Annotated in this window: 22 protein-coding genes and 1 tRNA gene; 17 read left to right on the forward strand and 6 right to left on the reverse strand. The window is 62.5% G+C overall.

Going from position 1 to position 23,075, the window contains the following annotated elements; all coding sequences use genetic code 11:
* Nucleotides 1–173 precede the first annotated feature (173 nt).
* On the reverse strand, nt 174–1,184 hold the full coding sequence (gene gap, locus EN990_RS15065) for a type I glyceraldehyde-3-phosphate dehydrogenase (RefSeq protein ID WP_127368747.1): 1,011 nt from the start codon (nt 1,182–1,184) through the stop codon (nt 174–176).
* A gap of 158 nt (nt 1,185–1,342) precedes the next feature.
* Complete coding sequence (tkt, locus tag EN990_RS15070) at nt 1,343–3,334, reverse strand: transketolase (protein ID WP_127366194.1); 1,992 nt, start codon at nt 3,332–3,334, stop codon at nt 1,343–1,345.
* A 263-nt stretch (nt 3,335–3,597) separates the two neighbouring features.
* Here tkt and EN990_RS15075 point away from each other — a divergent pair, with 263 nt between their 5' ends.
* From EN990_RS15075 to EN990_RS15090, 4 genes are all read left to right on the forward strand, one after another.
* Nucleotides 3,598–3,870 (forward strand): DUF4164 domain-containing protein, encoded by a 273-nt coding sequence (locus tag EN990_RS15075; RefSeq protein ID WP_013529251.1) that lies wholly within the window; start codon nt 3,598–3,600, stop codon nt 3,868–3,870.
* Nucleotides 3,871–3,881: 11 nt separating this feature from the next.
* The gene (locus tag EN990_RS15080; RefSeq protein WP_013529252.1) at nt 3,882–4,247 is read left to right on the forward strand and encodes a cell division protein ZapA; all 366 of its coding nucleotides are present in this window, start codon (nt 3,882–3,884) and stop codon (nt 4,245–4,247) included.
* A gap of 224 nt (nt 4,248–4,471) precedes the next feature.
* Entirely contained in the window at nt 4,472–5,131 is a 660-nt protein-coding gene (locus tag EN990_RS15085) for a peroxiredoxin (protein WP_063173204.1), read from the forward strand.
* Nucleotides 5,132–5,274: 143 nt separating this feature from the next.
* Nucleotides 5,275–6,147 (forward strand): MBL fold metallo-hydrolase, encoded by an 873-nt coding sequence (locus EN990_RS15090; RefSeq protein WP_064993255.1) that lies wholly within the window; start codon nt 5,275–5,277, stop codon nt 6,145–6,147.
* 139 nt (nt 6,148–6,286) lie between these two features.
* Here EN990_RS15090 and rpoH read toward each other — a convergent pair whose 3' ends face one another.
* Together rpoH and EN990_RS15100 are read right to left on the reverse strand one after the other, a co-directional pair.
* A complete protein-coding gene (rpoH, locus tag EN990_RS15095; RefSeq protein ID WP_013529255.1) occupies nt 6,287–7,198 on the reverse strand; it encodes an RNA polymerase sigma factor RpoH in 912 nt (303 codons plus the stop codon).
* A gap of 201 nt (nt 7,199–7,399) precedes the next feature.
* The gene (locus EN990_RS15100; protein ID WP_127369310.1) at nt 7,400–8,440 is read right to left on the reverse strand and encodes an RluA family pseudouridine synthase; all 1,041 of its coding nucleotides are present in this window, start codon (nt 8,438–8,440) and stop codon (nt 7,400–7,402) included.
* Between the two features lie 27 nt (nt 8,441–8,467).
* On the opposite strand from EN990_RS15100, the gene EN990_RS15105 reads away from it, so the two are divergent.
* The 7 genes from EN990_RS15105 to EN990_RS15135 all read left to right on the forward strand — a co-directional run bounded on the left by EN990_RS15105 (nt 8,468) and on the right by EN990_RS15135 (nt 12,378).
* Nucleotides 8,468–8,851 (forward strand): fimbrial protein, encoded by a 384-nt coding sequence (locus tag EN990_RS15105; protein WP_013529257.1) that lies wholly within the window; start codon nt 8,468–8,470, stop codon nt 8,849–8,851.
* Nucleotides 8,852–8,899: 48 nt separating this feature from the next.
* Nucleotides 8,900–9,307 (forward strand): VOC family protein, encoded by a 408-nt coding sequence (locus tag EN990_RS15110; protein ID WP_063169153.1) that lies wholly within the window; start codon nt 8,900–8,902, stop codon nt 9,305–9,307.
* A gap of 90 nt (nt 9,308–9,397) precedes the next feature.
* Nucleotides 9,398–9,472 (forward strand) — tRNA-Glu (locus EN990_RS15115).
* 249 nt (nt 9,473–9,721) lie between these two features.
* Complete coding sequence (locus EN990_RS15120; RefSeq protein ID WP_063169152.1) at nt 9,722–9,898, forward strand: Flp family type IVb pilin; 177 nt, start codon at nt 9,722–9,724, stop codon at nt 9,896–9,898.
* A gap of 274 nt (nt 9,899–10,172) precedes the next feature.
* The gene (locus EN990_RS15125) at nt 10,173–10,754 is read left to right on the forward strand and encodes a VOC family protein (protein ID WP_013529260.1); all 582 of its coding nucleotides are present in this window, start codon (nt 10,173–10,175) and stop codon (nt 10,752–10,754) included.
* 22 nt (nt 10,755–10,776) lie between these two features.
* The gene (locus EN990_RS15130; protein ID WP_127369309.1) at nt 10,777–11,634 is read left to right on the forward strand and encodes a glutathione S-transferase family protein; all 858 of its coding nucleotides are present in this window, start codon (nt 10,777–10,779) and stop codon (nt 11,632–11,634) included.
* A gap of 414 nt (nt 11,635–12,048) precedes the next feature.
* A complete protein-coding gene (locus EN990_RS15135; RefSeq protein WP_224620216.1) occupies nt 12,049–12,378 on the forward strand; it encodes a hypothetical protein in 330 nt (109 codons plus the stop codon).
* A 15-nt stretch (nt 12,379–12,393) separates the two neighbouring features.
* Here EN990_RS15135 and EN990_RS15140 read toward each other — a convergent pair whose 3' ends face one another.
* On the reverse strand, nt 12,394–12,606 hold the full coding sequence (locus tag EN990_RS15140; protein ID WP_013529263.1) for a hypothetical protein: 213 nt from the start codon (nt 12,604–12,606) through the stop codon (nt 12,394–12,396).
* Between the two features lie 305 nt (nt 12,607–12,911).
* Between EN990_RS15140 and EN990_RS15145 the strand changes: the two genes are divergently transcribed.
* Nucleotides 12,912–13,826: a DUF2865 domain-containing protein gene (locus EN990_RS15145; protein ID WP_024503001.1), complete on the forward strand. Its 915-nt coding sequence runs from the start codon at nt 12,912–12,914 to the stop codon at nt 13,824–13,826.
* A 123-nt stretch (nt 13,827–13,949) separates the two neighbouring features.
* Nucleotides 13,950–14,186: a hypothetical protein gene (locus EN990_RS15150; RefSeq protein WP_013529265.1), complete on the forward strand. Its 237-nt coding sequence runs from the start codon at nt 13,950–13,952 to the stop codon at nt 14,184–14,186.
* Nucleotides 14,187–14,273: 87 nt separating this feature from the next.
* Here EN990_RS15150 and EN990_RS15155 read toward each other — a convergent pair whose 3' ends face one another.
* Entirely contained in the window at nt 14,274–14,624 is a 351-nt protein-coding gene (locus EN990_RS15155) for a hypothetical protein (RefSeq protein WP_013529266.1), read from the reverse strand.
* A gap of 191 nt (nt 14,625–14,815) precedes the next feature.
* On the opposite strand from EN990_RS15155, the gene EN990_RS15160 reads away from it, so the two are divergent.
* From EN990_RS15160 to EN990_RS15175, 4 genes are all read left to right on the forward strand, one after another.
* Nucleotides 14,816–19,381: a PAS domain-containing protein gene (locus EN990_RS15160; protein ID WP_164753820.1), complete on the forward strand. Its 4,566-nt coding sequence runs from the start codon at nt 14,816–14,818 to the stop codon at nt 19,379–19,381.
* A 512-nt stretch (nt 19,382–19,893) separates the two neighbouring features.
* Nucleotides 19,894–20,922 carry a substrate-binding domain-containing protein gene (locus EN990_RS15165; RefSeq protein ID WP_027163159.1) on the forward strand — a complete coding sequence of 343 codons (1,029 nt, stop codon included), beginning with the start codon at nt 19,894–19,896 and terminating at the stop codon, nt 20,920–20,922.
* 96 nt (nt 20,923–21,018) lie between these two features.
* Complete coding sequence (pstC, locus tag EN990_RS15170) at nt 21,019–22,485, forward strand: phosphate ABC transporter permease subunit PstC (RefSeq protein WP_063169148.1); 1,467 nt, start codon at nt 21,019–21,021, stop codon at nt 22,483–22,485.
* Nucleotides 22,482–23,075 (forward strand): DUF3333 domain-containing protein (locus EN990_RS15175; RefSeq protein WP_127388320.1); only part of this gene is annotated, 594 nt, incomplete at its 3' end. The genes pstC and EN990_RS15175, both read left to right, overlap by 4 nt.

The raw sequence follows: 23,075 nt of genomic DNA on the forward strand, positions 1-23,075 counted from the left end.
GAGTGGGGCGAAGACGTGACCAGTGCAAGGCGGCAGGGTGGCTTTTTGGCCTATGCCGCTGATTTTCGGATGTTTTGGCGCCCGGGACACAATTTGGGAAGGCGCAAGCTGCGCTCATGAAAAACGCCCGGGCAAAGCCGGGCGTTCCAAGTCTCGAAAAGAGTGCTTTGTGATCAGGCGATGGTCTTGCCGAAGGCGACCGATGTGTCGCCCATGCGGTTGGAGAAACCCCATTCATTGTCGTACCAGGAGAGCACCGATACGAAATTGCCGTCCATCACCTTGGTCTGGTCGAGCGCCATGATCGAGGAGCGCGGATCGTGGTTGAAGTCGATCGACACGTTCGGGTGATGAGTGACGCCGAGAATGCCCTTGAGCTTGCCGTTGGAGGCGGCGATCACCGCTTCGTTGATCTCCTGCGCCGTGGTCGACCGCTTGGCGATGAACTTGAAATCGACGACCGAGACGTTCGGGGTCGGCACGCGGATCGAGATGCCGTCGAGCTTGCCCTTGAGGTCGGGCAGCACCAAGCCGATCGCCTTGGCGGCACCGGTCGAGGTCGGGATCTGCGACAGCGCAGCGGCGCGGGCGCGGTAGAGATCCTTGTGCATGGTGTCCAGGGTCGGCTGGTCGCCGGTGTAGGAGTGGATCGTCGTCATCATGCCTTTTTCGATGCCGACCGTTTCGTGCAGCACGGCTGCCAGCGGCGCCAGGCAGTTGGTGGTGCACGAGGCGTTCGAGATGACGATATGATCCTTGGTCAACTGGTCGTGGTTGATGCCGTAGACCACGGTGAGGTCGGCGCCTTCGGCAGGGGCCGAAACGATGACGCGCTTGGCGCCGGCGGTCAGGTGTGCCGCTGCCTTGTCGCGGGCGGTGAAGATGCCGGTGCATTCGAGCGCGATGTCGATGCCGAGTTCCTTCCACGGCAACTGCGTTGGATCCTTGATCGCGGTGACCTTGAACGTCTCCTTGCCGACGGTGATCTGGTCGCCGGATACCGAGACTTCATGCGGGAAGCGGCCGTGCACGCTGTCATAGCGCAAGAGGTGCGCATTGGTCTCGACTGGGCCGAGGTCGTTGACGGCGACGACGTCGATGTCCTTGCGGCCGGATTCATGGATAGCGCGCAGGATGTTGCGGCCGATGCGGCCAAATCCGTTGATGGCAACTCTGACGGTCATAATTCTCTCCCTGGGAGTTGGAGGGCGGACGAGGGGTCTGCAGTTTCATAGCGGCGGAAGCAGAAAGAATCCAGCCGCACTGGCGTGGATTTAAATCGATTAAGTTGAGCCAGCCCGGCGAAGCCGTTTTCGCGGTTTCGCCGAACTGGCCCAGAATCTTACTTGGCGTGCAGGCGGGCTTCCGCCGCCTTGGCCGCGGCCTCGGCGGTAATGCCGAAATGCGGATAGAGTTGCTCGATCGTGCCCGACGCGCCGAAGCCGGTCATGCCGACGAAGATGCCGTCTGAGCCGATCAGATGATCCCATCCCTGGCGGATGCCGGCTTCGATCGCCATCTTGATCGGCGCATTGCCGATCGTCTTCTTGCGGTAGTCGTCGCTCTGCTGGTCGAACAGTTCGAAGCAGGGAACCGAGACGACGCGGGTCGGATGGCCGTGCTTTTCCAACAGCTCGCGCGCGCCAAGTGCGATCTCGACCTCGGAGCCGGTGGCGAAGATCGTTATCGCCGCCTCGCCGCTGGCGGCGGCCAGCTCATAGGCGCCCTGGCTGCTGAGGTTCTTGGCCGTGAATTCGGTGCGCACCGTCGGCAGGTTCTGGCGGGTCAGCGCCAAGGTCGACGGCGTCTTTTCCGACTCCAGGGCGATCTGCCAGCATTCCGCGGTTTCGACCGCGTCGGCCGGGCGGAAGACATTGTGGTTGGGGATCGCGCGCAATGCCGCCAGATGCTCGACCGGCTGGTGGGTCGGGCCGTCTTCGCCCAGACCGATGGAATCATGGGTCATGACGAAGATCGAGCGGATGCCCATCAGCGAAGCAAGACGCATTGACGGGCGGGCATAGTCGGAGAAGCACAGGAAGGTACCGCCATAGGCGATGAGGCCGCCATGCAGCGTCAAGCCATTGATGGCGGCCGCCATGCCATGTTCGCGAATGCCGTAGTGGACATAACGCTGGCCGTAATCGTCGGGCGTGATGTTCTTGGTCTGGCTGGTCTTGGTGTTGTTGGAGCCGGTCAGGTCGGCGGAGCCGCTTATGGTTTCCGGCACGGCGCCGTTGATGACCTCCAGCGCCATTTCCGAGGATTTGCGGGTGGCGACCTTCGGCTTGTCGGCCGACAGCTTCTTCTTGTAGTCGGCGATGACGGCGTCGAAATTCGACGGCAGCTTGCCGGCGAGGCGGCGTTCGAACTCGGCCTTCAACTTGGGCTCGGCCTTGGCCAGACGTCCCTCCCAGTCGGTGCGCGGCTTGGCGCCGGTTTTACCGGCGGCGCGCCATGCGTCAAGGATGTCGGCCGGAATCTCGAAGGGCGGCGAGTCCCAGTTGAAGAATTTGCGCGCACCGGCGATCTCGTCGGCGCCGAGCGGCGAACCGTGCGCCTTGTTGGTGCCGGCCTTGGTTGGAGCGCCGAAGCCGATGGTCGTCTTGCAGGCGATCATCGTCGGCTTGTCGGAGTGACGAGCGGCTTCGATGGCATAGGCGATGGCTTCCGGATCGGTGCCGTCGATGTGGCTGGCGTTCCAGCCCGAGGCCTGGAAGCGGGCGACCTGGTCGGTGTTGTCGGCAAGCGAGACCGGGCCGTCGATCGAGATGTTGTTGTTGTCCCAGAAGACGATCAGCTTGTTGAGCTTGAGATGGCCGGCAAGCGCGATGGCTTCCTGGGAAACACCTTCCATCAGGCAGCCGTCACCGGCCAGTACGTAGGTGTAATGGTCGACGAGGTCGTTGCCGAAGGCTGCGTTCATGATGCGCTCGCCGAGCGCGAAGCCGACCGAATTGGCCAGACCCTGGCCGAGCGGGCCGGTGGTCGTCTCTATGCCGGTGGCATGGCCGTATTCGGGATGGCCGGCGGTCTTCGAGCCCAACTGGCGGAAATGCTTGATCTGGTCGATCGTCATGTCCTCGTAGCCGGTCAGGTGCAGCAGCGAATAGAGCAGCATCGAACCGTGGCCGGCCGACAGGATGAAGCGATCCCGGTCGGGCCAATGGGGGGCCTTCGGATCATATTTCAGGAACTTCGTGAACAGCACCGTGGCGATATCGGCGCAGCCCATTGGCAGGCCTGGATGGCCGGAATTTGCCTTCTCGACGGCGTCCATGGAGAGAAAGCGGATCGCATTGGCCATCCGGTCATGTTGTTCACGCGACGTCATGGTTCCTCCAGAAGTGGGGGTTTGGGGGCTTGGGAGAGCCCTTGAAAAGGGTGCGCGACACATAGCAGGCGCGGGCTTTTAGTCAACAAATCGGGTGCACATTTGCCGGTCTTGTGATGCCGGCGGCGGACCTACATTAGCGTTAGCGGGGGACAGTCGCGAGAGCTTTGTTGACGTTGCCTTCACCCGGTGCCTAATGTTTCAGGGATAACGCGTTCTGAACGTGAACGATTCGGTGATGGGCAGGGCACAGGACGAAGGCCATGACCGGGGAAGCCACACTCAAGGAAGTCATCGCGAGGCTGGGCAAGGCCATCGAGGGGCTGGAAAACGCCGTCGCGGCCAAGCTCGAGCATGAACGGGACTACTCCGAAGCCGAGGCCGAGGTGCAGCGGATGAACGCCGATCGCTCGCGGCTGGCGCAGGAACTCGACAATTCCGAAGCGCGCGCCGAACGGCTGGAAGATGCCAACAAGGAAGTCTCGCGACGTTTGGTGACCGCCATGGAAACCATCCGCGCCGTGTTGGACAGATAGGAGCTGGCCCGATGGCACAGGTCACGGTTTCAATCGACGGCAAGCAGTATCGCATGGCCTGCGACGAGGGCCAGGAAGAGCATCTGATCGATCTTGCCGAACGTTTCGACCGCTATGTTTCACACCTGAAGGACTCGTTCGGCGAGATTGGCGATCAGCGGCTGACCGTGATGGCCGGCATTATGGTGATGGATGAACTCTCGGAGTTGCAGAAACGCGTCAAGGGCATGGAAAGCGAAGTGCTGACCTTGCGCAAGACCCGCGACGAGGCTCTGACCAAGGCCGACAAGAGCGATAGCGTGCTGACCAACGCGCTCAGCGCGCTGGCACAGCGCATGGAAGACCTGACTGTGACAATGGCGGTCAACAAGAGCTGAGGCAGGATCTCTCCTGTCCAGCCCAACAGGCTCTCATCCGCGTGCCGAGCATTCGGCAGCATAAAAATGCTCGCCTGCCGCCGACAAGAGTTTCATATTGTCTTGCAGTCACAATTTTTGCGCTAAGATGCAACGATGCCCGGGCGGGGCAGCTCGATGGCGGCATGGGTTGCCGCTTGTCGTTCCTCGCTGCCGACGGGTTCCGTTTACAGGGGAGATGTATCATGAGCCTTCGTATCAACGACATTGCGCCGGATTTTACCGCCGAGACCACGCAAGGGACGATCAAATTCCATGACTGGATCGGGGACGGATGGGCGATCCTGTTCAGTCATCCCAAGAATTTCACGCCGGTCTGCACGACCGAGCTTGGCACGATGGCGGGGCTCGAAGGCGAATTCAAGAAGCGCAACGTCAAGATCATCGGCATTTCGGTCGATCCGGTCGAAAGCCACGGCAAGTGGCAGGACGACATCAAGACGGCGACCGGCCATTCGGTGAACTACCCGCTGATCGGCGACAAGGACCTCAAGGTCGCCAAGCTCTACGACATGCTGCCGGGCGGTGCCGGCGAGACGTCGGAAGGCCGCACACCGGCCGACAATGCCACGGTGCGCTCGGTCTATGTCATCGGACCGGACAAGAAGATCAAGCTGGTGCTGACCTACCCGATGACCACGGGCCGCAACTTCGATGAGATCCTGCGTGCGGTCGATTCCATGCAGCTGACCGCCAAGCATCAGGTGGCGACGCCGGCAAACTGGAAGCAGGGCGAGGACGTCATCATCACCGCTGCCGTCTCCAACGAGGACGCGATCAACCGCTTCGGCGCTTATGAGACCATCCTGCCGTATCTGCGGAAGACCAAGCAGCCCTCTGCCTGACCGCTCCTCGGAACAGTTTTTGGCTTTCCTGTCGCCGCGAGCGAAATGATACTTGACTGGCTCACCCGAGCGGACAACCATGCTCCTCTCGGGTGTCGTCAGAGAAAATCATTCCTGACGACCGAGAGTTGGGGAAGCCAGAATTGGACGTAGCTTTGGCCAGGCCGCAGGTCAGCGGCTTCTACGACAAGCCGACCGGGGCCATCCAGTATGTCGTCGCCGACCAGGCGACGAAACGCTGCGCCATCATCGATCCGATCCTCGATTTCGACGAGAAATCCGGTGCTACGGCAACGACGAATGCCGATATCCTGCTCGACTTCGTCAGCGAGCAGGGGCTGAGCGTCGAATGGATCCTCGACACCCATCCGCACGCCGATCATTTCTCGGCGGCGCACTATCTGAGGGAGAAGACCGGAGCGCCGACAGCGATCGGCGACAGGGTCGTCGACGTCCAGAATTTGTGGAAGGCGATCTACAACTGGCCGGATTTTCCCGCCGACGGTTCGCAGTGGGACAGGCTGTTTGGTGAAGGCGAAACCTTCACGGTCGGCACGCTTCCGGTCAAGGTGCTGTTCTCGCCCGGCCATACGCTGGCGTCGATCACCTATGTGATCGGCGATGCCGCCTTCGTCCACGACACGCTGTTCATGCCCGACAGCGGCACAGCGAGGACGGACTTTCCCGGCGGCAGTGCCGCGCGGCTCTGGCGCTCGATCCAGGACATACTGGCGTTGCCGGACGAGATGCGGCTGTTCGTCGGTCATGACTATCAGGCCGGCGGCCGCGAACCCTTGTGGGAAAGCACGGTCGCCATACAGAAGGCGACCAACACCCATCTTGCCGCCGCCCGCAGCGAGGCCGAGTTCGTCGCCCTGCGCGAGGCGCGCGACAGGACGCTGCCGATGCCGCGGCTGATCCTGCATGCGCTGCAGGTCAACATGAATGGCGGGAGGCTGCCCGAACCCGAAGCGAATGGCCGGCGGTACCTGAAGTTTCCGCTGGATGGGCTTTGAGAGATCGCTGCCGGCGAAGCTGCAATCTCCCCCTTGCGGGGGAGATCGGATGTCGCCTCCGCTTTCGCCAACCACACAAGAAAAAAAGCGGCGCCAGTTTCCTGGCGCCGCCTTTAGATCTTGTTGCCTTTAGCCGGCTTTAGGCTGCGGGCTGCGCCTCAATGGTGCGCAGCGCCTGGGTCTGGCGCTTGGCGGCGGCCTTGACCGCATCCTGCACCTTCTCGAAGGCGCGCACCTCGATCTGGCGCACGCGCTCGCGGCTGATGTCGAATTCGGACGAAAGCTCTTCCAGCGTCAGCGGCTCCTCGGCGAGGCGACGGGCCTCGAAGATGCGCCGCTCGCGCTCGTTGAGCACGGCAAGAGCGCCCGACAGCATGCCGCGCCGGTTTTCCAGCTCGTCCTGCTCGATCAGCATCTCTTCCTGGCTTTCGTGGTCGTCGACCAGCCAGTCCTGCCACTCGCCGGACTCACCTTCGCTCGCCCGGATCGGGGCATTGAGCGAGGCATCGCCCGACAGGCGGCGGTTCATCGACACCACTTCGGCTTCGGAAACGTTCAGCCTGGTGGCGATCTCGGCGATCTGATCGGGCTTCAAGTCGCCGTCGTCGAGCGCCTGGATCTTGCCCTTCACCTTGCGCAGGTTGAAGAACAGGCGCTTCTGGTTGGCGGTCGTGCCCATCTTGACCAGGCTCCACGAGCGCAGGATGTACTCCTGGATCGAGGCCTTGATCCACCACATGGCATAGGTCGCGAGGCGGAAGCCGCGCTCGGGTTCGAATTTCTTGACGGCCTGCATCAGGCCGACATTGCCTTCCGAGATCACTTCGCCGATCGGCAGGCCATAGCCGCGATAGCCCATGGCGATCTTGGCGACGAGCCTGAGGTGGCTGGTGACGAGCTTGTGCGCAGCGGAGGTGTCTTCATGCTCGGCATAACGCTTGGCGAGCATGTACTCTTCCTGCGGCTGCAGCATGGGAAAGCGGCGGATTTCTTCCAGGTAGCGGCTGAGGCCGCCTTCGCCGGAAACGATACTGGGTAATGACTGGGCCATGATAGCGCCCCCTCTCTATTGGAGTGATGCCCCCGAAACGCGGCGGGCATGTGACGCGAGCACCAAAAGGCTCGCCCGCGACATCGGATCTTATACAGGAACAAAACCAGAAAAGACAGGCATTTGTTCAACACGAAACAGTGTGTCACGGTGAAGTGAACAATGCCAGTCAGGTTTTTTGATGGCTTGTCGGTGACGGGTTCAGAGTTTGCGGAAGCCGCCGACGAGTTCCTCCATGTCCCTCGGTAACGGCGCCTCGAACCTCATCGTTAAATGGGTAGTGGGGTGGCGAAATGCAAGGAGCCAGGCATGCAAAGCTTGCCGGGGAAATACCTTGACCTGGCTTTTCAGCGGTTCCGGCAGCCGGTTGGCCTTGGTGCGGAAGGCCTGGCCATAATCGGGGTCGCCGATCACCGGATGACCGATATGCGCCATGTGGACACGGATCTGGTGGGTGCGGCCGGTCTCAAGCCGACATTCGACCATGCTGGCGGTGGCGAACTCCTGTTGGCTCTCGCCGAAGCGCTCCTGCACGGCAAAGTGGGTGACCGCATGGCGGGCGTCGTCGCGTCCTTCCGGCACCACGGCACGGCGCACGCGGTCGGCGGCGCGGCCGAGAGGCGCGTCGACCCTTCCGGTCGGCCTCTGCGGTATGCCCCAGACCAGCGCCAGATAGGCACGTTCGAGATCGCCGGTGAGGCCGTGATCGGCGAAAGCCTCGGAGAGTGACTTGTGGGCGCGGTCAGTCTTGGCGACCACCATGACGCCGCTGGTCTCCTTGTCGAGGCGGTGAACGATGCCTGGCCGCCGCACGCCGCCAATGCCGGAAAGGCTGTCGCCGCAATGATGGATCAGCGCGTTGACCAGCGTACCGGTCCAGTTGCCCGCTCCGGGATGCACGACAAGCCCGGCCGGCTTGTTGATGACAATCAGCTCGTCGTCCTCATAAAGCACATCGAGTGCGATGTTCTCGCCCTGCGGCTCCGCCGGCTCCGGCTCCGGCATGGTAACCGACACGCTTTCGCCCGGCGCCATCTTGCGCTTGGTCTCATCGATCAGCTTGCCGTCGACCCAGACCGCGCCCTGCCTGATCAGCATCTGCACGCGGCTGCGTGACATGTCCGGACCAAGCCTTGCCGCCAGCCACTGGTCGAGGCGCTGACCGGCCGCGTCCGCATCCGCCACCAGCACGGTCGGTACCGCCTCTATCAATTCAGGGGCCTCTTCGTTATGAGCGCTCATTGAAAAACCGTTCCGGAACTGTTTGCCATGGCCAGCCCGATCGCCGAAGAAGACCAGGATAAGCCGCTCGACCCCGAGGTCGAAAAGGTGCGCAGGAAACTCGTCCGCTTCGTCGGGATCAATCTCGGCCTGCTGTTCCTCGCCCTTATGGTGGTGATCGGCGCCCTTGTCTACAAAGCGCGCAATGCACCGCCGGCGAACCCGCCGCTGGCCGGGGATATCCAGACACCCGCCGGCGAACCGGTCAGCGGCGACATCGTGCTGCCGGTCGGGGCCAAGGTGGTCAGCCAGTCGCTGTCCGGCAACCGTGTCTCGATCGACGCCGAGCTTGCCGACGGCAGCCGGACGATCTTCGTCTACGACATCACCGAGCGACGCCTGATCGGCCGCTTTGCGATCCGCAACAAGTGACCGAGCCGCAACGATGAACGGCAGCAGGCCCATGAGCAAGCCTCGGGGATGAGCGGGTTCGCCGAACATCGTCGCGTCGCCACGGTCGCCCTGGTCGTCGCCAATTATGACGAGGCGATTGCCTGGTATGTCGAGAGGCTGGGTTTCCTGCTCGTCGAAAATGTCGATCTCGGCGGCGGCAAGCGCTGGGTCACAGTGGCGCCGGCCAACGGGCAGGGCGCCAGGCTGCTGCTGGCCGAGGCTTCCGACGAGGCGCAAAGCAAAAGTATCGGCGATCAGACCGGCGGGCGTGTCTTCCTGTTCCTGGAAACCGACGACTTTGCCCGCGACCACGCGGCGATGCTGGAGAAAGGCGTCGAATTCCGCGAAGCACCGCGCTTCGAGCCCTACGGCACGGTGGCGGTTTTCGCCGATCTGCATGGCAATCTCTGGGATCTGATCGAACCGAAACGATAGGCTGACGGCCGGCTTTTCCTCGACCGGGGAAAGCGGCCTAACCCCAGTTGCTTTTTCCCAGCGCTCAGCCTATATCGCCGGTTCTTGAACGCGCCCATCGTCTAGCGGTCAGGACACCGCCCTCTCACGGCGGGAACAGGGGTTCGATTCCCCTTGGGCGTACCAAGTTTTTCGACAACTTTGCAGGATGCCGTCGATTTCGTTTCTGAAGTCGCGGAGCCTCGATACTGTGGCGTCCGGGAAACCCGCTCTGCACAGGTAGCCGCAGCCTTAAAAAATGCCAGTGGCGCCAACCAGCCCGGCCTTTATTTCATTCGTCTGGCAAATGTTAACGGACGCGAAACCGAGAACCTTAACGTCCCCGCAACTCACGGCGAATATTAGTTTTCGCTTTAGTAGCTGTAGGAGGTTGAAATGCAGAAAATAGCTTATCGTTTCGCTTGGGACGAGTCTGGCGCGACCGCGATCGAGTATGGCTTGATCGCAGCTCTCATCGCGCTCGCGATCATCACCGGCGCCGGGGCGGTTGGCAATTCGCTCAACGGGATCTTCACGACCGTCGGCACTACGGTCAACAGCAGCGGCTCGTAAGTCGGTACATCAATTCGGTCGGCTATCGGCCGGATTCGCCGATCTCAGCCTCCAAAGCGCAGCGCGTACGTGCTTCCGATGCCGGGCATCGGAAGTGCGGACGGCGCACTTTCCATCAGTCGGCTTTATCCGTTGCGTCACCGCGTTCGTCGCTTCTGGCGCCGCGGAGCTGTTTGCATTAGCATCACATCATGGATCCTGGGGTACGGCTCCAGCGGCGCGCAGAACGCCGCGCTGTCCGTAAGGCCAGTTGATCCATGGGGGAGGAAGGCCAATGCAGAAGCTGCAATCGCAGGGCGTCCATCACATCACGCTGGTCGGCGCCGGGCGCCAGACCTCTATCGATTTCTGGGAAGGCGTGCTCGGCATGCCGTTCATCTTCGAACAGCCCAATCTCGACAAGCCGAGGGAAAGCCACCTCTATTTCGATCCCGGCGACGGCCGGCTGATCACTATCTTCACCGACGAGAGCCGGACGCCGGAGAAGCGGCGCACGCCGACCGATCCGGGCTGTGTTCACCACATCGCCTTTTCGGTGTCGCGCGTCACCTTCCTGCAGGCGGTCTCCCGGCTTGACGAGCGCGGCATCAAGCACAGCGGCGTCAAGGATCGCGGTTTCATGGATTCGATCTATTTCGAGGATCCGCTCGGCTTGCTGATCGAGTTGGCGTCCTACCGCTTCGAACCGCCGGCGGGCTTCACCCATGCGGATGTGCTGATGGAAGCGCACAGGCTGCGGGTCGGGCGCGGCGACTACAACATCGCCGAAGTGCATCTCGCCGATGCGATCCAGACGCTCGTAGAGCGTTCCCGTGCCACCCTGTCGGACGATCGGGCGCCGAAGAACCCATACTGAGCAGACCAGAGGGAGGAACAAGATGGCCAAGACAGCGACGAAGACTGCCGGGAAATCCGCGGCCAAAGCTGCCGCCAAGCCGGCGGCGAAAGCTGCGGCAAAGCCAAAAGCCAAGGCGGCCGCCAAGCCTGCCGTGAAGGCGACGGCAAATGCCGCGCCAAGGGCCAAGGCCAAGCCGGCCAAGAAGCCGACGCTGAAGCTCAGCATGCTGAAGCCCAGCGTCAACAACATGACCGTGCGGGTGTTTGCGCGCGCGGCGGGTTTCGACCACGCCGAGACCGATGCCTGGGGCCACACCCGTTCGCCGGAGTTCATGGCGCGAAATCCCGCCCATTTGACGCCGATGATCGAGGACAAGGGCCTGCCCAGAGGCGTGCTGTGGGAAAGCTGCGCCATCATGCAATATCTCGCCAACAAGCACGGGCTGGAGAAATTCTATCCGAAGGCACCGGCCAAGCGGGCGATGGTCGACAGTGCGATGTTCTACCTGATCGGCACGCTCTACCCCTATGTGGCGCGCGCCACCTATCCGGCGCTCGGCTTCCCGCACTATGCCGGCGAGGTCGGCCACAGCGACGCCCATCCCGACAAGAAGTCCGAAGCCCAGAAGGCGGCGATGGCGGCGATCGCCGAGCCGCTGGAGGTCTTCCACTCGTTCTTCAGGGACGGCAAGCCGTTCATCGGCGGCAAGCATCCGTCGATCGCCGATATCCGGCTGGCGGCGACGCTCGAATTTCTGGCCGTCATCGACTATGCCTTGCCCACATGGGCGAAGGACTATGTGGCGGCGATCGAGAAGAAGCTCGGCAAGGCCTATAGCGAGCCGGCCGGCGACGTGCGCGGTTATATCGCCCATGTGAAGTCCCAGGCCAAGGCCTGAGCTTAAGGGTTCGTTAACCAAAGCCCTGTCTACTGCAGGCAATTCGCTTTCGGCCCGCGACCACGGATGTACTGGCGCAGAACGTCGCAGCGATAGGAAAGGTCGGCGCAATGCCGGCCTTTTGCTTTTCGCACGCTTTGTTCGACGCAATTCCCAAGGGAAAAGCGTTATGCGCTTTTCCGGGAAAACCGTTTCACACTTAACCCGGCATTGCTTTATCGCCGGGCGCGATCGAGCAGCGATCAGACCGCGCAAGCCCAGTCAGGTGTCGCTTTTTCGGCGTCAAGTTTGCCGAGAGATATTGCCATTGCCGACGTTGGCCCTACCATCCATTGAGCGTCCCAGATGGACCGTGGTCAGGCGTGAGGGCTGGCGATGAAAAGCGTTGCGAGACGGATTGCGGTTGCGGGCGTGATGCTGGCGGGCGCTGTTCATGCGTCAAGTGCAGCTGAACTCAACACGATGGACGATGTCGGGGCCGCGATCCAGGCTTGCTGGACACCGCCGGCGGGAGCGGGAACCGCCAGCGTCACCTTGAGCTTCAGCTTCAAGCGGGACGGCACGCTGATCGGCCCACCGAGGCCGACAGCCATCAAGGTGGAAGGCGATGCCAAGGCGAAGAAGTCCTTTGTCGACGCCGCAACGACCGCCTTGCAGAATTGTCTGCCCCTGACCTTCTCAGCGAAACTGGCGCAAGGCATCGCCGGCAACGTGTTCACGTTGCAATTCGCCTCTCCCAAGTAGGCACCCGCCGCCGGCTCAATGGTGACTGCGCCTTGCCGCGGCATGCCGGGCAAGATCGGGCGTTTCGAAGACGTAGTCGTTCCAGGCCGATTCTGGAACCTGACCGGCCAGATAGCATTCCAGCAACAGGCTTTGTTCGGGATTGAGAGGCCTTGGCGCGCGCTGATCCAGCCCCAGCGAGTGAAACAGGTTTCTTGTCAGGTCCGAGACGGTGAAGTGGATCGACATCTGCGTTCTCCCTTTGGTCCTTCAACGCGGAAGACCGGGCAAAGGTTTCGAACGCCTGGCGATAATGGCGGTCCGTTTCGTTGCAGGTCCGCGGCGAGGGTCGGGCTTGCGCTTTCCTTCGAGGTTCGTCTCAATCTTGAAATAAAAATGTAATATCGAATTTACACGAGATGACATAATACAATAGACAAAAGCTTATTCGAGCTGAAGTTCTTGAGATAATTAGAGTTTACTCATATAGCTGAAGCTTGTGTAAGTTATGGACTGTAATTCCGGGTTCTCCGCAAAAAGGACCGAGTTGTCCGATGATCCGTTTCTGGCCTTCCATGATGGTCGCATTGATTTCGCTGGCGGCGGTTTTGTTCGGGACGCTTTCGTCCTACGCGGACAGCTGCGGCGCGATCAGAAGCCAGTTGCTTTCGGGTGGCCGCAGCAACGGGGCGAACCCGGAGCTTGCTCAACTGCGCCGGCAACTTGCAGCCATCCAGACTATCGAGAGACAGCGCCAGTGCACGGCGAAAAGTTCGCTTGGTGGTCTCTTCAACGCTTGCGCCGATCTCGCCAGGAGCCGCTCGGATGTGCAGCGCCGGATCGCTGCCGCCGGGAATTCAGGCCGCGACACGGCGGGTCTGCAAGCGCGCCTCGTGGCGCTTGGCTGCGCGCCTTCGGCAAAGCAACGGTCTGCGCGCGCCGCGCCCGGCACCCAATCGGCGAGCACCACGTTCGGCGGCAATGCGATGCTGTTTTGCGTGCGTCTGTCGGACGGGTATTTCTTCCCGGCGCCAAAGTCGCAATTCGCCGCCAGCGGTGATCTGAAGGAGACGGCCGATCAATGCCGTTACATCTGCGATGACCCCAGCGTCGACCTCTACACGTTGAGCGATGCCAGCCTCGAAACCGACCAGATGGTCGCGCTCGACACGCGCAAGCCTTATACCGAACTGCCGGCGGCCTTCAGATATCGCGATGATGCGAATTTCAAGGCATGCGACGTCAAGCGATACTACCAGCGGGTCACCGAACTGCGAGCCAGGACTGTGACGCCCGCCAACATGCGCAATGCCATTATTCCGCTGCCGACGGCGAAGCCGGATCTCGGCACGGTTGCGGCCGTCCCTGGAATCGATGCCGAAGCGCCAGGTGCCGCCCAGCACCTTTCGATCGAGGCCGGCAAGCGGTCGGTGCGCGTGGTCGGCCCGGCGTTTTTCCCGGCCGAATGATCGCCGGCTTCCCCAATTGGCGATCACCGGCTGCGGCGTGCCTGCTGCGATGCGGTTGCCTGATCCGGCTGGAACAGAGAGGCGCTCACGGCGTTGTGATCGACATCAGCCGGGAGAAACGCCGTGGCTACGTTCCGGGAAATGCGGGTGCTGGAGATCGTCGAAGATGACTCGCTGACCACCGAACAGAAAATCGCCGAACTGCGCGAGATCGAATCCGAGGCGCGTGGGCTGCAGCGGGCTGCCTCGGAGGGTCCGATGGACGACGATGACGGCTGGCAGGAAGATCTGCGTCAGGTTCGTCTTGCACTCGACAAGCTCGGTGCGAAGGAGCCGAAAAAGGGCGCTGCTTCACTGTGAGGCCAGGTCACCGAAGCTATCCGCGGATCGCGTCTTGATCGCATCCCATCCGAAAACCGGGTCCCGCTTTTAGGGACCCGCTCCGATCTAATCGCAGACCATGCGAGCTCTCTTGCCAGGCTCGCTGACGTTCCTGCAGGTCAGCGGTTTCGCTGGCGCCGATAGGGAAGCGGACGCAGGCAACCTCGTCTGGTGCCGTCTCGGTGCGGCATGGCTGACCTTGCGCTCGGAAAAACGCCGGTCCGGCTGCGGCGCCACAGGAAAAGCGCCGTTCTCGACCTCGGATTGCCCATAGTCGACATTCGGTGGCGGCCGATCCCAGAATCGCCGGACATCAAGCGGTCTCGGGATGACGACCGTGCCGTCATAACTGCGCGAGCAACCGCCGCCGAAAAGCAGCGCCAGCCCCATGAAAAAAGGCACAATCCGTCCAAGCATCAGCAATACCCCTGCCGTTGCTTATATAGCGGGTTCGACCCCGCCGACAACCGGGCGGAATGAAGCAGACCGCGCCGCGCAATCCTGTCCAACCGACCGTTAAGGTTAGCGGATCCTTAATGCTTCTCGGGCAGATTCCGCCGACGAACCGCGGAGGAGGGTTCGGCCTTGGTTTTCGGGGTGGGGACGGCATGGCGGAAGCGGACGAAACAATCGGCGCGCGCGGCAAGCGCGGGCCTCGCAGATCCACGGTGCATGGCGACGATGCCTCATCGTCCGCCTCTTGCATGGATTCGAACGATGCGCTTCGCCGACTCGTCGAAGCCGGTTCGGACTGGGTCTGGGAAACGGACGCCGAACTGCGCTTCTCCTGGCTTTCGCAAAATTACCAGGCCGCCACCGGCATCGATCCGGCAAACGTGCTTGGCCGGTTCCGCTTCGACTTCCTCAACCAGGTCCTGAACGGCGATCGCAGTGGCGCGGCGCATCTGGAGGATCTGCAGGCGCACCGGCCTTTTCGCGACTTCGTCTACGAGCTCAAGGCTGGCAGCGCCGACTGTCGCTGGGTTTTGACGTCAGGCTTTCCAAAGTTCGACGACGAAGGAAGATTTGCCGGCTATCGCGGCATCGGCCGCAACGTCACGGCTCTGGCCGGCGCCTTCAAAAATCTGGGGCGGGAACCATCGGGTGACGGCGAGCCCGACCAGCATCTGGCCGACCTCGAGCGGACGATGGACGCCATGCATATGGGCGTCGTGCTTCTCGATGCCAGGCTCGACACGCTGATCGTCAACAAGGCCTATCGCGACCTCTCGAGGATTCCGGACGGCGCTGTTGCCGTCGGCGCTCCGTTCAGCCTGTTGATGGAGCTCAACCGCCGCAGCGGCATCTATGGCGACATCGACGAACAGCAATGGCAGCGCTACCTCGCTACTCGCCTCGACGAGATTCGCGCCGGATCCGTCGCGCCGCGCGAATTTGTCCATGCCAACGGCAGGACGATGATGTTTTCGGTGACGGCGTTGTCCGGGGGCAAGCGGCTGCTGACCTACTATGAGGTCACCGAGATCAAGCAGCGCGATGCGGAGATCAAAAGCGCCAATGCCAGGAATGCCGAGACCTTCGCCAGTCTCCGCACAATGGTCGACCAGATGCCGATCGGTGTCCTCGTGCTCGACGCCGATATGCGCGCCGAGATCATCAACCGTGCTTTCTATGATTTCTGGCAGATCGACGCGCGGCGCGCCGAGATCGGCTGCAGCTTTCGCGATCTGATGGACGCCAGCCGCGACATCGATCCGTTTGGCTCCGACGACGCGTCATGGCAGCGGCATATCGCCGAGCGCGAGGCGGAAATCAGGGCCGGTATCGCCGGATCGCGGCAGTTCCCACGCAATGACGGCCGCACGCTGATATCGTCGATGGCGCCGCTGGCCGGCGGGAAGCGGCTGATCTCCTATGTCGACGTCACCGACATGAAGGACCGGGAGGCCGAACTTGCCGACGCGCTGGAGAAAGCGCGGCTGGCGGAAGCGGTGATCAACGCCGTCAAGGATCCGATCTTCGTCAAGGACGACCATCTGCGTTTCGTCTTCGTCAACGAGGCGTTCGCCGCTCTGTTTGGCCAGACGCCGCAAGCCATGCTCGGCAAGCCCGGCGGCGATTTCCTCCCAACGAACGCTGTCGCGCTTTTCGAGCAGAGCGAACGTGACGTCCTTGCCACCGGGCGGCCGTACGAAGTGGAAGAGAATTTCGAGGTCGACGGCGCCAGCCGCTCGCGCATCGTCCGGAAGAGCCGCGTCGGCATGGCCAGCGGCCGCAACTACGTTGCCGGCTTCCTGTTCGACATTTCCGACATGAAGCGCCGCGAGACGGAGGCGCAGGACGCACGCAAGCATCTCGCCAGCGTGCTGGAATCCTTGCCGGCCGCCGTGATCATCTACGATCGCGACGACAGGTTCGTTTTCGCCAACCGCAAGATCCAGGATACGCTGCCGGCCTTGAAGCCGGCGTGGCAGCCCGGCTGTACATTCCGCGAAGCACTCGTGCTGGGTCATGCGAACGGCTATTTCCGCAGCAGCGGCGATCCGCAAATCGACCAGCTCTACGACAGCGATCATGACCGCTGGCTGGACGCGATCCTCGCCCGCTACCGCTTGCCCAGTTCCTCCTACGAGCGTCACAATCCCGATGGCCGCTGGTATCAGGTCTACGACATGCGGACCGACGACGGCACCTTCATCGGCGTTCGCGTCGACATCTCCGAGATCAAGAGCCGCGAGGCGGCATTGCGCGATTCCATGCGCCAGATCGACCTGTTCCGGCATGTGATGGACGAGTTGCCGGTGGCCGCCTTCATCAAGGCGCAGGACCTGAGCATCGAATTCGTCAACAAGGCTTGGTGCGCGATCACCGGCTTGGCAAAGGAGGATGTCATCGGCCGCACCGACCGGCAGTTGTTCGGCGCGCAGGACGCGGATGGCTACAGCCATGACGACACGCAAGTCGCCGTGACGGGCGTCGTCAAGGAGGTCGAGGAACCCGTCACCCATCGCGACGGCACGGTTCGGCAGTTGATGACCCGCAAGAGCCGCCTGGTGGCGCTGGACGGGTCGGTGCATCTGGTCGGTTCGAGCACCGACATCACCGACGTCAAGGCACGCGAGCGTGCGCTGGAAGAAAGCATGCGCGAGAACGAGGTGTTCCGCAGCCTGATCGACAATGTACCGGTATCGATCTACGCCAAGCGCTCCGATCTCCGGCAGTTCTATGTCAACAAGGGTTGGTGCGATCTGACGGGCTTCAGCAAGGAAGAGGCCATCGGCAAGACCGACATCGAGATTTTCGGGCCGGATGGCGAGGCCTTTGTCAATGGCGACCTCGCCGTGCTGCGCACCGGCGAAACTCAGGAGGTCGAAGAGACGGTGACGCTGGCCGACGGCAGCGTCAGGCATCAATTCGCCCGCAAGGGCGCGATGATCGCCTCCGACGGTTCGCTCTACCTGATCGGCTCGACCACCGACATCACCGAGCTGAAGATGCGGGAGGCCGAACTGCGCGAGGCGCGTCAGCGCGCCGTGCTCGCCGACCGCGCCAAGTCGGAATTCCTCGCCAATATGAGCCATGAGATACGTACGCCGATGAACGGCGTGCTCGGCATGGCCGAACTGCTGGCCAAATCGGACCTCGACCCGAAGCAGAAGACGTTTACCGACATCATCGTGAAGTCGGGCAATGCGCTGCTCACCATCATCAACGACATACTGGACTTCTCCAAGATCGATGCCGGTCAGCTGGTGCTCGATCCGGCGCCCTTCAATCTGGCCGAGGCGATCGAGGACGTGGCGACGCTGGTGTCGACGCGCGCCAAGGAGAAGGACCTCGAGCTGATCGTACGTGTCGAGCCTCGGCTCGAGAGCCTATTCATCGGCGATGTCGGCCGCATCAGGCAGATCGTCACCAACCTGCTCGGCAATGCGGTGAAATTCACTGATGAGGGCCATGTGCTGGTCGACGTCACCGGCGAGAGGGTTCCAGCCGGAACGAAGCTCACCATTTCGGTCACCGATACGGGCATCGGTATCCCCGAGGAAAAACTGAAACTGGTGTTCGAGAAATTCAGCCAGGTCGACACTTCATCGACGCGGCGGCACGAGGGGACCGGCCTCGGCCTCGCCATCACCTCGCGGCTCGTCGAGCTGATGGGCGGCGACATCGGGGTCGAAAGCGCCGAAGGCAAGGGTTCGACGTTCTGGTTCTCGGTGACGCTGCCGAGGGCCGGACAGCAGAACGGACAACGCATCATGCCGATCGACGTGACCGGCGCGCGCGTGCTGATCGTCGACGACAATGCCGTCAACAGGGCGATCCTGACCGAGCAGATGACATCATGGACGTTCGATTCCTGCGCGGCCGAAAGCGGCGCCGAAGGCCTCAAGGTGCTGATCGCCGCAGCCGCCTATGGCGTGCCGGTCGATTGCGTCGTGCTCGACTACCAGATGCCTGAAATGAGCGGCGCCGAAATGGCGCGGATCGTGCGCAACACCGCTGGCCTTGCCGGAACGCCGATCATCATGCTGACCTCGGTCGACCAGTCGCTCGCCAACACCAGCTATCGCGATCTCGGCATCGATGCCCAGTTGATCAAGCCGGCGCGCTCTTCGGTGCTGCTGGAAACGCTGGTCGCCACCATCCAGCGGCATCGCCACAACACTGGCGGCAGCGACGCGCAGCCGCTCGCGGCCGACGTCGCTGCGAGCAATGTGACGCGGCCGCAGCCCTCGGCACCGTCCGAACAGCGGGCGCTGCTGCAGCCGCCTTCGATTCGCCCGCGGCCACCGGTGGCGGCTGGTGGCGACAGGCTGGACATACTGGTGGCCGAGGACAATGAGGTGAACCAGATGGTGTTCACCCAGATCCTCGGCGAGACCGGTTATGGTTTCGAGATCGTCGGCAATGGCCGCAAGGCGCTCGACGCCTTCGGCCGGCTCAACCCGTGCATGATCCTGATGGATGTCTCCATGCCGGAGATGAACGGTCTCGAAGCGACCGCCGCCATTCGCCGGCTGGAGGAAGAAACCGGCACGCATGTGCCGATCGTCGGCGTCACCGCGCATGCGCTGAAGGGCGACCGCGAGCGCTGCCTGGAGGCAGGCATGGACGACTATCTGCCCAAGCCGATCAGTCCCCGGGCGCTGCTCGAGAAGGTCGAGCGCTGGGTCGGCGCCAGCCGGCAGGCTCAGCGCAACGCCGGGTAGGGCCGGTCCTGCCTGTCCGAGTGCCGGAAATACGGCGAAGATTCGCGCCCTGCCAGCGGCCAAGACTATGGTGCGATCGCACCATATCAAAGGTTGTATCCAGTCGAGACAATGGCGGCGTTCGATTCCTCCCTTTCCAGTTACGGGCGGGAGCAGCGACCGCCGGCATGAGACAGCGTCAACCTACCCCAACGGACCTGTTTTCGGCGATGGCCCGGCCATGACACCGTCTGGCTGAGAGCAACGCGCTCCCGTCCGGCTTTTTTTCGTAAAGGCCGGCTAACCCCAAATCGCCGGCCAATCTCGGCCCCAAGCGGAGCAAGTCTCTGATTCCGGGGACAAAGCCGGGCTGCGTGGTCAGTGCCGGCCAGGCGGCGTTTTGCTCATCGCGATGACGCGTTACCGGGGTGACATCAAACTGTCATGCGACTGTTATAATCGAAGGCTATTGGCCTCAGCGGGCGCCGACTGACGAGCGCCGAGAGACCATCTTCCGAACAGGAGCAGGCCACATGAAGAAATTCCTCTATACGGCGTCGGCCGCTGCGCTTGCGCTCGCCGCGTCGTCCGGCTTCGCCGCCGCGCGCGACCAGATCCAGGTCGCCGGATCATCGACCGTGTTACCTTATGCCAAGATCGTTGCCGAGCAGTTCGGCGAAACGTTCACCAACTTCAAGACCCCGGTCGTCGAATCCGGCGGCAGCGGCGCCGGCATCAAGGAATTCTGCAAGGGCGTCGGCGAAGACACGATCGACATCGCCAACTCGTCGCGTCCGATCAAGGCGGACGAACTCAAGTCCTGCGCCGCCGCCGGCGTGAAGGAAGTCCAGGAAGTCCGGATCGGCTATGACGGCATCGTCTTCGCCACCGACATCAAGGGCCCGGACTGGGCGCTGGTTCCCGCCGACATCTACAAGGCGCTCGCGGCCAAGCTGGTCGTCGACGGCAAGCTCGTCGACAATCCGAACACCAAGTGGAGCCAGGTCAATCCGAAGCTGCCCGACTGGGACATCGCCGCCTACATTCCGGGCGAAAAGCACGGCACGCGCGAAGTGTTCGAGACCAAGCTCCTCGATGCCGGCTGTGACAAGGCTGCTCTCAAGGCCGCCGGCATTGCCGACGACAAGGAAATCGGCAAAACCTGCATTGCCATCCGCAAGGACGGCAAGGCCGTCGACATCGATGGCGACTATACCGAGACGCTCGCCCGCATCGACTCCAACAAGACCGGCGTCGGCGTGTTCGGCCTCGCCTTCTATGAGAACAATGCCGACAAGCTGAAGGTCGCCACCGTGGAAGGTATCGTGCCTTCGACCGAGACGATTGCCAGCGGCAAGTATCCCGTCTCGCGCCCGCTGTTCTTCTACGTCAAGAAGGCGCATCTGGGCGTCGTTCCCGGCCTCAAGGAATATGTCGAGTTCTTCCTCGACGACCAGATGGTTGGCCCGGAAAGCCCGCTCGCCGAATACGGCCTCGTTGCTGCTCCGGATGCCGAGCGTCAGGCCCAGCGTGACGCTTTCGCCGCCGGAAAGTCGATGTAATCAAGCTGCCGAACCGGGGTGCGGGTCAAATCCGCGCCCCGGTTTCACCGCAGGCCGCAATGGCGGCTGCGTCAGAATTTCCCTTGGGGTGGGTCCATGTCGTCCTTGCTCGTACTGGCCATCGTCGTTGCCGTCGGCCTGGTTGCCTTTTTCATCGGCCGGCAGCGTGCCGCGGCCCAGGACAATGGCAAGGTCAAGCCGCATTCGCGTGCCCACTATCACGGCTGGTGGGCCTTCCTGCTCGCCGTCCTGCCTGCTCTTTTGCTGCTTGCCGTCTGGGCCGTCGGTTCTTCGGTCTATCTTGACCGGCACATCCACGCTGCCTTGCCCGAGCGTACCGTCGACAGCAAGGTTGCCAGCGAGGCACTGGATGTCAGCCTGGTAAAGAGCCTCGCCAGGGGCCTGCGCAAACTCGATGCTGGCACACTGGCCGCAATGCCTGCCAGCTTTGCCGAGTTGCAGCCGCTGCTCGCCGCCAAGGGCGTGGCACTGGCGAGCGACACACAGGATTACATGATCCCGATCGCCGTCGAGGCGAACAAGGTCCAGGACCGGCTCGGCCTGTTCGGTGCCATTGTCATTCTCGCTTCCTCGATCGCCGGTGCCTTCTATGCGCTCAGGCAGATCGAGCCGCGCGCCAGGGCGCGCAACAATGTCGAGCGGTTGATGCTGTGGGGGCTGCTTGCCGCCTCCACCATCGCCATCCTGACCACCGTCGGCATCGTGCTTTCGATGCTGTTCCAGACGATCACCTTCTTCGAGAGCGTCTCGCCGATGAGTTTCTTCTTCGGCACGGTCTGGGATCCGCGTTTTGCCGCTGCCGGTTCGGGCGGCAGCCAGGGCCAGTTCGGCCTGATCCCGCTTCTTGCCGGCACGCTCTATATCGCCGCCGTCGCGCTGCTGGTGGCGGTGCCGGTCGGGCTGATGTCGGCTGTCTACATGGCCGAATACGCAACGCCCAGGGTGCGCTCGGTGGTCAAGCCGGCGCTTGAACTGCTGGCCGGCATACCGACCATCGTCTACGGCATCTTCGCCGTCGTCACGCTTGGGCCGTTCCTGCGCGACCTGTCCGCGGCGCTGACCGGCGGCTCGCCGTTCATCCAGGGCCAGAGCATCTTCACCGCCGGCCTGGTCATGGGCGTCATGCTGATCCCGGTCGTCTCCTCTCTCTCAGACGACATCATAACCGCGGTGCCGCGCGCCATGCGTGACGGGTCGCTCGGCCTCGGCGCGACCCGCTCGGAGACGATCAAGCGGGTGATCCTGCCGGCTGCACTGCCCGGCATCGTCGGCGCCATCCTGCTGACTGCCTCGCGCGCCATCGGCGAAACGATGATTGTCGTGCTGGCGGCGGGCGTCGCCGCCAACCTCACCATCAACCCGTTCGAGGCGATGACGACCATCACCGTCAAGATCGTCAACCAGCTCACCGGCGACCTCGAGTTCAATTCGCCGCAGACGCTGGTCGCCTTCGCGCTCGGCCTGACGCTGTTCACGCTGACGCTGGTGATGAACATCGTCGCGCTCTACATCGTGCGCAAATATCGGGAGCAGTACGAATGACCGACATTCCCATGGATACGATGGTCAGGCCGGCGGCCCATCCGCGCCGCGACATCGGCCTGAAGGCCCGTTACGCCGCCGAACGACGTTTCCGCATCTATGGCGTCGTGGCGATTTCCGTAGGCCTGGCGTTCCTGGCAATCATGCTGATCACCATCGTCTCGAAAGGCTACACCGCCTTCTGGCAGACGACGGTGTCACTGCCGATCACGTTCGACGAGAAGGTGATCGATCCTTCCGGCAAGCGCGCAACCGATCCGAGCGTTCTGATCAAGGCGAATTATCCCAAGCTCGCCGAAAACGCGCTGGTGGCCAAGCTCGGCATCTCTCCTGATGACAAGCCGATGATCCAGAAGCTCAAGGGCTTCCTTTCGGAAGGCGCCCGCGTCCAGTTGCGCGACATCGTTGCCGCCGATCCCTCGGTGATCGGCACGACACGCGACGTCAACATCCTCGCCGCCGCCAATCTCGACTCCGCTTTCAAGGGCCAGATCGACCTCAGTGTCGAGGAAGCGCGACGCAAGGTCTCGGACCAGCAGATCACCTGGATGAACAAGCTCAAGGCCGAGGGCGCGATGGCCGAGCACTTC

Origin of the sequence: Mesorhizobium sp. M7A.F.Ca.US.005.03.1.1 (genome assembly GCF_003997975.1) — a bacterium.
Taxonomy (GTDB): Bacteria; Pseudomonadota; Alphaproteobacteria; order Rhizobiales; family Rhizobiaceae; genus Mesorhizobium; species Mesorhizobium ciceri.